This is a genomic window from Polynucleobacter wuianus (assembly GCF_001659725.1).
Classification (GTDB): Bacteria; Pseudomonadota; Gammaproteobacteria; order Burkholderiales; family Burkholderiaceae; genus Polynucleobacter; species Polynucleobacter wuianus.
Genome location: NZ_CP015922.1, coordinates 1,240,605 through 1,251,951 on the forward strand (window position 1 = coordinate 1,240,605; position 11,347 = coordinate 1,251,951).

14 protein-coding genes and 1 tRNA gene are annotated in these 11,347 nt (G+C 45.8%); 9 read left to right on the forward strand and 6 right to left on the reverse strand.

Annotated elements, in window-relative coordinates; genetic code table 11:
- Positions 1 to 163: 163 nt before the first annotated feature.
- From A8O14_RS06430 to A8O14_RS06450, 5 genes are read left to right on the forward strand one after another with little or no spacing between them, the layout of a single operon-like run.
- A complete protein-coding gene (locus A8O14_RS06430) occupies positions 164 to 1,687 on the forward strand; it encodes a fumarate hydratase (RefSeq protein WP_068948751.1) in 1,524 nt (507 codons plus the stop codon).
- Between the two features lie 11 nt (positions 1,688 to 1,698).
- The gene (murI, locus tag A8O14_RS06435; protein ID WP_068949749.1) at positions 1,699 to 2,511 is read left to right on the forward strand and encodes a glutamate racemase; all 813 of its coding nucleotides are present in this window, start codon (positions 1,699 to 1,701) and stop codon (positions 2,509 to 2,511) included.
- Positions 2,508 to 3,191 carry an energy transducer TonB gene (locus A8O14_RS06440; RefSeq protein ID WP_068948752.1) on the forward strand — a complete coding sequence of 228 codons (684 nt, stop codon included), beginning with the start codon at positions 2,508 to 2,510 and terminating at the stop codon, positions 3,189 to 3,191. Before murI ends, A8O14_RS06440 begins: the two co-directional genes overlap by 4 nt.
- 5 nt (positions 3,192 to 3,196) lie before the next feature.
- The gene (locus tag A8O14_RS06445) at positions 3,197 to 3,889 is read left to right on the forward strand and encodes a MotA/TolQ/ExbB proton channel family protein (protein WP_068948753.1); all 693 of its coding nucleotides are present in this window, start codon (positions 3,197 to 3,199) and stop codon (positions 3,887 to 3,889) included.
- Positions 3,890 to 3,891: 2 nt separating this feature from the next.
- The gene (locus A8O14_RS06450) at positions 3,892 to 4,305 is read left to right on the forward strand and encodes an ExbD/TolR family protein (RefSeq protein WP_068948754.1); all 414 of its coding nucleotides are present in this window, start codon (positions 3,892 to 3,894) and stop codon (positions 4,303 to 4,305) included.
- 14 nt (positions 4,306 to 4,319) lie between these two features.
- On the opposite strand, the gene A8O14_RS06455 is transcribed toward A8O14_RS06450, so the two are convergent.
- Together A8O14_RS06455 and A8O14_RS06460 are read right to left on the reverse strand one after the other, a co-directional pair.
- On the reverse strand, positions 4,320 to 4,787 hold the full coding sequence (locus A8O14_RS06455; protein ID WP_068949750.1) for a hypothetical protein: 468 nt from the start codon (positions 4,785 to 4,787) through the stop codon (positions 4,320 to 4,322).
- Positions 4,788 to 4,814: 27 nt separating this feature from the next.
- Positions 4,815 to 4,903 (reverse strand) — tRNA-Leu (locus A8O14_RS06460).
- 133 nt (positions 4,904 to 5,036) lie between these two features.
- On the opposite strand from A8O14_RS06460, the gene A8O14_RS06465 reads away from it, so the two are divergent.
- From A8O14_RS06465 to purU, 4 genes are all read left to right on the forward strand, one after another.
- Positions 5,037 to 7,496, forward strand: a complete 2,460-nt coding sequence (locus A8O14_RS06465) for a penicillin acylase family protein (RefSeq protein ID WP_068949751.1) — start codon at positions 5,037 to 5,039, stop codon at positions 7,494 to 7,496.
- Between the two features lie 70 nt (positions 7,497 to 7,566).
- Entirely contained in the window at positions 7,567 to 7,974 is a 408-nt protein-coding gene (locus A8O14_RS06470) for a surface-adhesin E family protein (RefSeq protein ID WP_068948755.1), read from the forward strand.
- Positions 7,975 to 7,985: 11 nt separating this feature from the next.
- Positions 7,986 to 8,348, forward strand: a complete 363-nt coding sequence (locus A8O14_RS06475) for a hypothetical protein (RefSeq protein ID WP_068948756.1) — start codon at positions 7,986 to 7,988, stop codon at positions 8,346 to 8,348.
- A gap of 76 nt (positions 8,349 to 8,424) precedes the next feature.
- Positions 8,425 to 9,279, forward strand: a complete 855-nt coding sequence (purU, locus tag A8O14_RS06480) for a formyltetrahydrofolate deformylase (protein WP_068948757.1) — start codon at positions 8,425 to 8,427, stop codon at positions 9,277 to 9,279.
- Between the two features lie 19 nt (positions 9,280 to 9,298).
- Here purU and soxA read toward each other — a convergent pair whose 3' ends face one another.
- Genes soxA through soxX form a run of 4 tightly spaced genes read right to left on the reverse strand, consistent with a single transcriptional unit; the run spans position 9,299 to position 11,339 of the window.
- Complete coding sequence (soxA, locus tag A8O14_RS06485) at positions 9,299 to 10,075, reverse strand: sulfur oxidation c-type cytochrome SoxA (RefSeq protein WP_068948758.1); 777 nt, start codon at positions 10,073 to 10,075, stop codon at positions 9,299 to 9,301.
- Positions 10,072 to 10,401 (reverse strand): thiosulfate oxidation carrier complex protein SoxZ, encoded by a 330-nt coding sequence (locus tag A8O14_RS06490; RefSeq protein WP_068948759.1) that lies wholly within the window; start codon positions 10,399 to 10,401, stop codon positions 10,072 to 10,074. The genes soxA and A8O14_RS06490 overlap by 4 nt, the downstream gene beginning before the upstream one ends.
- 9 nt (positions 10,402 to 10,410) lie before the next feature.
- Entirely contained in the window at positions 10,411 to 10,893 is a 483-nt protein-coding gene (locus tag A8O14_RS06495; RefSeq protein WP_082913125.1) for a SoxY-related AACIE arm protein, read from the reverse strand.
- Entirely contained in the window at positions 10,890 to 11,339 is a 450-nt protein-coding gene (gene soxX / locus A8O14_RS06500; protein WP_228385049.1) for a sulfur oxidation c-type cytochrome SoxX, read from the reverse strand. Before soxX ends, A8O14_RS06495 begins: the two co-directional genes overlap by 4 nt.
- Positions 11,340 to 11,347 lie beyond the last annotated feature (8 nt).

An 11,347-nucleotide genomic window follows, 5' to 3' on the forward strand; every position in this document is an offset into this window, starting at 1 on the left:
ATAATCAATGATCTGTACGTCTCAAAATGCGCAAAATGGCGCAAAATGGCAGGTTTAGACCCTTAAGACCTTCGAAGATAAGTGAAAACACTTGGGATTTGCTCTATGGCAAACCCTTAAAATAGGGGAAACCTTACTAATTATGTGGAAATTAGCCTAAAACATGACCAATATTAAACAAAACGACCTAATTCAAAGCGTAGCTGACGCCTTCCAATTTATCTCTTACTACCACCCCAAGGACTTTATTGACGCAATGGGCAAAGCCTACTCCCTTGAAAAAGGTGAAGCGGCAAAAGATGCAATTGCACAGATTCTGACAAATAGCCGGATGTGCGCCGAAGGTCACCGCCCACTTTGTCAAGATACTGGTATCGCAGTGGTCTTCCTCAAAATTGGTATGAACGTACAGTGGCCAGACGCCACGATGAGCGTCACTGATATGGTCAATGAAGGCGTACGTCGTGCGTACCTCAATCCAGAAAATACTTTGCGTGCTTCGGTCCTGACTGATCCGGCAGGTAAGCGCAAGAACACTGGCGACAACACTCCTGCAGTGATCCATTATGAAATTGTTCCTGGTGATGATGTTGAGGTGATCTGCGCCGCTAAAGGTGGTGGCTCTGAAAATAAAGCCAAGATGGTGATGCTCAACCCATCTGATTCGATCGTGGATTGGGTTCTCAAAACTGTCCCTACTATGGGTGCTGGCTGGTGTCCTCCAGGCATTCTGGGTATCGGCATTGGTGGTACTCCAGAAAAAGCCATGTTGATGGCCAAAGAAGCGTTGATGGGTCCAGTAGATATTCAAGAACTCATTGAACGCGGTGCCAAGAACCGCGTCGAAGAGTTACGACTTGAGCTCTACGACAAAGTAAACAAACTCGGTATTGGCGCCCAAGGCTTGGGCGGTTTGGCGACTGTGCTCGATATCAAGATCTTGGATTACCCAACCCATGCAGCTTCTTTGCCTGTGGCAATGATTCCGAACTGCGCAGCAACCCGTCACATCCATTTCCATTTACATGGTGATGGTCCTGCGAAGTTAGAAGCCCCTTCCCTATCCGATTGGCCTGATGTCACTTGGACACCAGACGTTCAAAAATCGAAGCGTATTAATTTAGACACCTTGACTGCTGAAGAGGTAGCCAGCTGGAAACCAGGCGAGACCTTGCTTTTAAATGGCAAGATTTTGACTGGCCGTGATGCTGCTCATAAGCGCATTCAAGACATGCTTGCTAAAGGTGAAGAGTTACCGGTGAGTTTTAAAAACCGCGTGATTTATTACGTTGGCCCAGTTGATCCAGTACGTGATGAAGTGGTTGGTCCAGCAGGCCCTACTACCTCTACTCGTATGGACAAGTTTACTGAAATGATGCTCGCAAAAACGGGCTTGATTTCGATGATTGGTAAAGCTGAGCGTGGGCCTGCAGCTATCGAAGCGATTAAGAAACATAAGTCTGCTTACCTCATGGCCGTAGGTGGCGCTGCTTACCTAGTATCTAAAGCAATTCAAACCTCTAAAGTGGTTGGCTTTGCCGACTTAGGCATGGAAGCTATCTATGAGTTTGATGTGAAGGATATGCCAGTAACTGTTGCTGTGAACTCTGATGGCATCTCTATGCATGAGACTGGCCCAAAAGAGTGGCAAACAAAAATTGGCAATATTCCAGTCAAGATTGCATAACTGGTTTCGCATTGTCTCTAATCGGCGTTTTTGATTCTGGCGTAGGTGGCTTATCCATCTTGGATGAGGCCCTGCGCCAACTTCCCCAACACGACTATATCTATCTGGCAGATTCAGCAAATGCGCCTTATGGTGAAAAGTCTGGTGCATGGATTGCTGAGCGTAGCTTAATCTTATGCAAATACTTAGCTGACGCTGGATGCGACGCCATTGTGCTTGCATGCAATACCGCTACCGCTGAAGCAATTAAACAAATTCGTGAGCAATTGCAAATCCCCGTCATCGGGGTGGAGCCTGGTATTAAGCCAGCAGCAATGCAATCTCAAAATGGGGTTGTTGGGGTCTTGGCAACTGAAGCCACTCTCAAAAGTGATAAGTTCAACGCTTTATTGGCAACCCTTCCTAATGATTGCCGCTTCATAAAGCAAGCTGGTGCTGGGCTAGTACCACTAATTGAAGCCGGCAAAGCCGATAGCGAGGAAGCATTAGATCTTCTTGCGAAACATCTTGAGCCTATTCTAGAAGCGGGTTCAGATACCTTAGTGCTCGGTTGCACCCACTATCCCTTCCTTAGAACAGCCATACGCAAACTCTTGGGTGACTCCATCACGCTTATTGATACGAGTGATGCAGTGGTAAGACAACTCAAGCGCCAACTAGAGCTACTTGCATCTGATGACAAGTTAACCATTCAGGACCATGGATCTGTGAACTTTGTGAGCAGCAAAGATGATGCTGTATTGCTGCAAATGGCACAGAATTTAATGCATAGCAATCTTGAGATGCATGCAGTCAAGTCCCAGATGTTAGGCAACATCAAATGAGTGCGTTTTTAAATAAGCTCGATGCTCACCTGCCATTTACGAAAACGGAGCGGATCATCATCTGCATCGTGCTGCTGATGCATGCTCTGCCAGCCTTAGAGTTTTTACACTGGACTAGTAAGCCTACTTCACTTGACGATACAAGGGTGATGGCCAATTTAGTAAGCCCCGACACTGCCTCAAGCAAGAGCCAACAACCACCTGCTCCCCCTCCAAAACCCAAGGAGGAGTCTAAGAAAAAAACGGTAGAGGAAAAGTCTTCACAAAAGCCAACGCCTCCACAGACACAAAATACGCCGCAGCAACAAAAGAGTGAATCTCAGTCACAAAGTCAGATGCAAAATGCAGCTGTAGCACCTGCTACGACTGGTGGCGCTAGCGGCACACCGATTCAGACGGACATTGGTAAACTGGTCGTTGTATACCAGCCCGATGCAGATGCCTACTACCCTTCCTTCTCCAAGAGATCAGGCGAACAAGGTACTGTGGTTGTGCGTTTGATTATTTCTGAGAACGGAGAGGTTGAAGATGTTGCCATATTGCAATCGAGCTCCTTCCCCAGGCTGGATCGAGCAGGCACTGATATTGGCCGTCGCTATCGCTTTAAACCATTTTTAGTAAACGGTTCACCACAAAGAATTTCTACCAATCTTTTAATTAAATTTAATCTTAAGAATTAACAAATATGAATACACCTTTTGGAATTGCAAATCTTTGGCTTGAGGGTGATGCCATCACTCGCTTTGTAGCGATTGCCTTATTAGTGTGCTCTATCGTTACTTGGGTCATCTTGCTCACGCGTTTTTGGGAACTCCGTAACCTGCGTAAATTTAAGCCTGAGTTAGAGCAATTTTGGCGCGCCACTTCTTTTGATCAAGGCATGCAGTCCTTTAGCGATCATGCCATCAACCCTTACTATCATATTGCCAAATCTGCGAGTGGCGCTTCCGTGCACCATCAGAGCCAAGCGAGCAATCATCGCGAGTTATTACAAACCCTGAACTACTCTGAATGGATGTCTCGCAGTATTAAGAATGGCATTGATAGTATTGCTGCAAGCCTGCAAAAGGGGTTGACCTTCTTAGGCTCTACTGGTGCAACTGCTCCGTTTATCGGCCTGTTTGGAACTGTATGGGGCATCTATCATGCTTTGATATCAATCAGCAGCTCAGGTAGCGCCCAGATTGATCAAGTTGCAGGTCCTATTGGCGAAGCCTTGATCATGACAGCTTTGGGCCTTGCAGTAGCAATTCCTGCAGTACTTGGATTTAATGCGATCAATCGCGCAAACAAACTTCTAGTGGCCGATCTCAATCGCTTTGGCAATGACTTACTGGCGTATTTCGTAACTGGCGCCCGCGTGAAGTCTGGAGAATAAGCATGTCTTTCCATATACAAGACGATCAGAGTGATGACGCCATCATGGCGGAAATCAATATGACTCCGATGGTGGATGTCATGTTGGTACTGCTGATTATTTTTATGATCACCCTGCCTGTCATTCAGCAAGCAGTGAAAGTCGAACTTCCAAAGGCTAATAGCGTTCGTAATGAAATTAAGCCTGAGTCAGTCCAACTCACCATCGACTCCAAGGGGCAAATCTTCTGGAACAGCACACCTATTGACCTAAAAACATTCGATGGCTACGCTCAGAAGGCAGCGGAAAAAGATCCTCAACCAGAAATTAATCTTCGCGCTGACAAATCGGTGAAATATGAGTATGTTGCTCAAGTCTTGGCAGCCTCTCGCCGCGCAGGCCTAACCAAACTGGGCTTTGTCACTGAACCGGATTAATTTCTAATCTCGTTTTATTTTGATTTATAGGGCATTTTAGATGGCAAGCAGTTTTCTTCGCTGACATAAGTTCCGTTGCCTATCGTCTCACCCAAAATACCACCCTGAATTTTTTCGACTTTCTTGAGCTTGCCAGTTACCGGGTCTAGTGTAATCTGCGTGGATACCGTTCCAGCCGAATAAGAAACGCCCATCAGGTTTTCTGGTTCAAAGCTCGCTTCAACTGCTATCAAAATATTAGGACGTGCTAGCGTCACACTTTTCACCACTTGTTTGCCGTAAGCGTCAGATTGATCTAAGTCTCGATCATCCAAATACACTTTAGCTTTCTGGGTACCAGCAGCCAAAGTAATCTTCATGTCGTACTCTTCGGTATAGCCTTTTTCAGTACGCTTACAGTTAAATTCAAGAATATCGACGGCAAGTGAGGGGGCAGATATAAGAGCAATAGACAGGCAAAGCAGGGTTTTAGATAAATTCATAACCAATGAATCATGAAAGAAAAGTGGTGGTGCCCGAGGCCGGAATCGAACCGGCACGACTTTTTTGAGTCGGCAGATTTTAAATCTGCTGTGTCTACCGATTTCACCACTCGGGCTCGCACAAGCAGAAACTGCCGCGCTATATAAATCAAGACAAGATGAATTTTAGCATGTACGCCCCCAACCCCCTTGAGAGGCCTATTTCCATAGACACTCAGTGAGTCAGCACAAAAATACTAAAATATGCTTATGAAATCCAATGGCAATTTGGCAGGTCTACGTAAGCTCTTACACCCTTTGATTTGGGTTCTGGGTTTCTCCCTGTTGGCAGCATTAGCCATCATCCTCAGCTACCTGTATTCAGCACAATCAAGCCCTTCAGGAAAACGCAGCATTAAAAGTCTTGGGGATAACGTTGTCATCACCTTTGATGAATCTGATATTCCCCACATTAAAGCCAATAGCCAATCAGATGCTTTATTTGCCTTAGGCTATTTGCACGCATCTGAACGCTCTTGGCAAATGGAAATGAATCGCCGTATTGCGAGTGGACGCCTCTCCGAAATTCTCGGAAGTGAAACCGTTAATATTGATCGCTTCATCCGCACCCTAGGAATCAAGCGCGCTGCAGAACAACAGTTCGATAAATATCCTGTTTCCACAAAACGTTTATTACAAGCTTATGCTGATGGCGTAAACGCAGGCAACTCTCAACTGGGTTGGGCACTACCAGTGGAATATTTTTTAACGGGATCTAAGCCAGGCCACTGGTCTCCAACCGATAGTGTTGCCTGGATGTTGATGATGGCATTAGATCTAGGTGGTAATTGGCATAAAGAATTACAAAGGCTTGAGCTCTCCGAGCATTTAACAACGACGCAAATTTGGGAAGTGCTACTACCCTTTGAGCCGGATGAGCCAGTTACTAAGATGGATTTTGCAAAAATCTATCGGGACCTCAATGTCTTCAATCCCAAAGCGGGTCCAGTGAACAATCGCTCCAAAAAGCTACCCGCTACAGAGCTCTCAGCCATTGACCCCCCAGGCGGCAAGGATGGCATTGGCTCAAATAACTGGGCATTAAGCGGCAAGCTCACAGCAAGTGGCAAACCATTATTAGCCAACGATCCTCACTTAGGATTGTCGGCCCCTGCAATTTGGTACTTTGCCCATTTAGATGCTCCGGGCTTAAATGTCATTGGTGGCACCCTTCCAGGAATTCCGGCAGTGGTACTTGGTAGAACCGAGAAATTTGCTTGGAGCTTTACCAATACCAACCCCGATGTACAAGATTTGTATATCGAGCAGATTGATCCAAAAAATCCTGGCATGTACCGCGGCCCTGATGGCATGCTGCCATTTAAAGTACGACAAGAACTGATAGATGTCAAAGGCGCCCCTTCGGTAAATTTCATTGTGAAAGAAACTCGTCATGGTCCAGTGATCTCAGACTCTTATGCTCGTGCTAGACGGACAATTGATACCGAGAAATTTGCTTTGGCCTTGCGTTGGACTGCCTTAGACATTGAAAACCAATCTGTTGCAGGCCTGTTGGAAATGAATCGTGCTAAGGACATGGATTCATTCAAGCAATCCTTGCGCAAGAATTACGCTCCGATGCAAAACGTAGTGATGGCTGATGTTGATGGCAATATTGCTTATCAAGCTGCCGGAGTAGCTCCTAAGCGCATTCTCCATCAAGGACTTTATGGGGTTGCTCCCGCCCCAGGATGGGAGAAGCAGTATGACTGGAATGGTTACGTGCCTTTTGAGCAATTGCCCGCCAGCAATAATCCGGAGCAAGGCTGGATTGCAACTGCCAATCAAAGAATTATTGCGAGTAATGATCCCAACCCTCTGACCAGCGACTGGGACCTGTCGGCTCGCTATGACCGCATCGTAGATCTCATTAAGGCTAGAAATAGTCATGACTTGGAATACATGAAGACGATGCAGGCAGACACACTCTCTCTGACGTCGATCCCCCTTTTGGATCTCTTTAAATCTAGCACCCCCAGCCATCCTCTAGGTGCTAAAGCCTTAGAGGTCTCAAAAGATTTCAATGGGGATATGCGAATTGATAGTACTGCTGCACTTATCTTCAATGCTTGGGTAGATAACCTGACTCGCAATCTATTTTCTCGCTTAGGTTATGTCTTTACTGAGACCTATGGTGATCGCAACTATCGTGGCGCACTCATTGCACAATTGAAAAACCCTAATAGTCCTTGGTGTGATGATCCCAAAACTGAACGAGTCGAGACTTGCGCAGAAGCTTCTAATCAAGCCTTTGATAAAGCATTGGAATTTCTCAGTAAAGAATATGGCAATGATCCAAGCAAATGGACTTGGGGTAAAGCACACACCGCTATCTCTGAGCACCGTCCATTAAGCAAAATTCCCTTTCTTGGTAAATTGTTTAATATAGAGACGCCATTCCCAGGTGATAGCAACACTATTAATGTTGGCAGATTAGAGCTACTCCGATCCAATAATCCTTATGAGACTCTACAAGGGCCAAGCTTGCGAGCGATCTATGACTTTGCTGACCTTGAAAAGTCGCTATTCATCATCCAATCAGGTCAATCAGGCTGGGTCCAAAGCAAGCTTTATCGCAATATGAGCCCCCTTTGGGCCAAGAATGAATATTTACCCTTGCAGATGAAGCCTGAAAACAGCAAACGGACCTTGGAATTAAATAATAAGTAATTCTTCTGGTCCTTGGGATGTATAAAATCACCTTAACCTACTTATAAGCCTTCTTTTTGAAAGTCTTCCTATGAAAAAAATCCTTCTTGCCAGCCTAACTACTTTCACTCTCTTATCGACCTACAGCAATGCAAATGCCGCCTGGAAAGAATTAGGTGCCAATGACCTTATGGTGGTGTATGTGGATCTCGATACTATTCAGACCCAAGGTGAGAAAACGCAAATCATCTCGATGTTGGATTTCAAAAAACCGGGCCTTAATCCAACCAATAAGCAGCCTGTGAGCTCTATTATTGGCCTCAATGAATTTGACTGTCCAACTATCAGCTATCGTCCAATTGCCTTTAAAGAATTTTCTGGCAATAAGGGCACGGGCAAAGTTGTTTCGGAGAACAATACTCCCGATAGCAAATATGAACCAGTACCCAATGGCGACTGGGTTGCTGGCGTCTTTAACTCGGTATGCAAGGCTAAGTAATCTTATATTGAATGCCCTCAACACTCTGGGTTTGGCTTCTATTCTTTTTTAATCTTGCTTTTTTGCAAGGATGCGCAGCACCTTTAGCAGCCCTAGGTGCTAGCAGCACTGCGGCAGCAAGCTCTGCTGGCACAACAGTAGCTACTGCTGCAGTTGCCAACCCGATAACAGCAACTAGCATAGTCTCTACTGCCGCAACTGGCAAATCTCCTTTAGAGCATGCCGCGTCCGCTGCTACTAAGAAAGAATGCAGTTTTAGCAATATCGTTGGCCCAAAACCTATCTGTGAAGATGTTGTCCTTCCAAAAATTATTGACAACAGTAGTCCCTTGCCAGGGCCTGCGGATCAAGCAAAAGAGACTGTAAAACAATAAGAATCTGAGAGTCCTAAGAAATAAAGCAGCTAGGGTCTAAAATCAAGGTTTACCTGAATTCTTGATGGCTTACCTGATGACTACTGAAAACTATTACCTCACCCTTACTTGCCCTAACAAGCCTGGCATTGTTGCTGCCGTATCCACATATATCTTTCAGGCGGGTGGCGATATTGAAGAAGCCCAACAGTTTGATGACAAGGCATCTAAACGATTTTTCATGCGTGTGAGCTTTAGCTGCCCAACGGATGGCAATACATTGCGCTCCGGTTTTACGGAAATTGCCAAACGCTTTGAGCTCACCTGGAATCTACGTGCCGTTAAAGATCTGAAGCGCGTATTGATCATGGCCTCAAAGCTAGACCATTGCTTAGTTGATCTTTTATACCGCTGGCGTATCGGTGAACTACCGATGATTATCTGCGGCATTGTTTCCAATCATCCGCGCGATGTGTATGCCAGCATTGATTTTGCAGACATTCCTTTTTATCACTTACCAGTGACCCCAGAAACAAAGCCTGCACAAGAAGCCAAATTATTAGAGATCATTGCCGAGTCTAAGGTAGACATGGTGATTTTGGCGCGTTACATGCAGATTTTGTCGGATGATTTATCGACCAAATTATCAGGCCGTTGCATCAACGTTCACCATTCCTTCTTGCCCAGCTTTAAAGGTGCTAAGCCATACCATCAAGCACACGCGCGCGGGATTAAATTGATTGGCGCTACTTCACATTTTGTGACTAGTGATTTAGATGAAGGCCCGATCATTGAGCAAGACGTTACTCGCGTCACCCACGGTGATACGCCAGATGACTTGGTTCGCAAGGGTCGTGATTTAGAGCGCACTGTTTTATCTCGTGCTCTACGTTATTACTTGCATGACCGCGTCTTAATTAACGGCACTACCTCAGTCGTATTCTCCGACTAATTTCTAATAGCACGACTTATTAAGGCCTGACCCCTGGAGACTCTAGGGGCAGTCCACGTGCACGCCACGCCAGAAACAATTCAAGCTGAGCCATTTCTGGTGAGCCATATTCATATTGCTGTGCCCTCACTCCACTCATACAGTTGCGCAGGCGGCGCTGTAAAGAGCCTAAGGTTTGCCATTCCAAACGATAGATTGGATACGCATTGGGATGACCTTGGGGAATTGGGCTGCCGCCCAATTTCAAGCCTGCACGCTCCTCATGGCACTGAGCACAAGACAAGTTCAGTTGCCCCATACGCTCATAAAAGGACTGACGGCCTTTTTGCAGGGATGCTCGATTTTCTGGGGTCTCTTTGACTGCAATGGGCATCCCCTTTGATTGGTTTGCAATGTAAGCAGTGAGCGAGAGTAGTTCTTTACTTTCGTAGGCCAACGAAGAAGCGCCTTGAGCACCTGCTCGGCATTGATTAATTTGCCCCTCAAGTGTCTGCAAGCTTCCTTTAATCATTTTCGGAAAAACGGTTGCCACACCGCGCATGGACTTCTTGGCGTCACCATGACAACTGGCACAGGATTGATTATTTTTTTCAGAAGGCTTATTCCACAAAGCCTCTCCATCACCAACCCAAAACATCGCTGGGTTCAGGCTTGGATCATCTTGCATAGCTTTATTTTCAGCAGACATCAGTTCATAGCTGGATTGCAGTTTAGGCTTAACGCCATCGCCTGCTGCTAATAGGGTCGATCCACTAAAAATTAAACAGCAAGTAATCAGAAACTGCTGTTTACTCATGACACTGTGATATTAGCTTGGTTCATCGCTTCATATCCATCATCACCAGTCCACTTGAACTCTAATACTCCAGTCTCAGTGGCGATCGTCGTAAAGATGATGAGAGGATTGGCGCCAATTCCCGAATAAAAGTCTGCCTTAAAAATCTCGATATTGTTATAGGTACAAGTAAATACCCGAATAATGTCGCGCGGAATTAACTTACCACCCTCGGTATACCGAAAACCAGATTCCATATCATGCTGGGCAATCGCTCGGATTTCAATAATCGAACCCTTCTTTGCGCTAGATGGCATAGTAATTGAGGTGCGTGAGGTTTTTCTCATAATCTGTCCTCACACCAACTCAGTACAAGCTGAAAGTGTCACTAAAGTTTCCGCCTGACCTTGATAAAAACTTCCATTACTCATCTGCGCAATAGCTCGAACAATCTGACTATCAGCCAAACGAACCCGAGTAGTGATATTGGCTGTACCTGAGCGTGGCGATAGGTAAACCGTAAAGATATTGGGCAATGGATTGCCCTCAGCAATGACATGAATCGCTTTGACATAATCATTCGCTGTCATTGGACTCTCAACGCTCACCTTGAGCACCACTAAATTACCATTCTCAACCAGCGGTGGAATTACCAGCTTTACTTTTCCATCAAGCACTGGCTTACCACCGGTAATTTCTTGAATCGCTTTTGATGCATCTTCTGGCTTAGCAAATGCTGTTAATGGGCTAAACCAGGCACCCAAGGCCAGCAGGCCAAATTTTTGAATGCGCTTAAACCATGTGCGACGGCTGTTTTGAATCCATTCTTTACGCATCATTGAACACTCGTATTTAAAGAAAGTAAAAATGCCACGACGTCCTCAATCTCTTGACCACTCAAGATAGTTTGTCCAACAAACTTGGGGGCAACCCGATTGAGAAGATCAGTTCGGTAATAGGCCGGCATGATGGTATTGGAATTAAAGTGACTTGTGTCCACAATTCTGGCTCTTAGTTGAGGTGCTGTATATCGGGCAACACTACTACTGAGCTCTGGTGCCAAGTTACCCTGAAAACGCTCTTCGGGAAACGGCCCGCTGTGGCACAGCAAACACAAACCCGTTTGGCGGCTGGCCACAATAGTGCGTCCACGTAAGGCATCTCCAGGGATTACCGTTAGCGGCTGATCAATGACGCCATTGACAATCGTTTGCGCAGCAGCCAGATTGAGATTGAGGGCGACCAGCAAGAGTATTGCTAGTACGCACCCCTTTCTCATAAACATCGAATCAC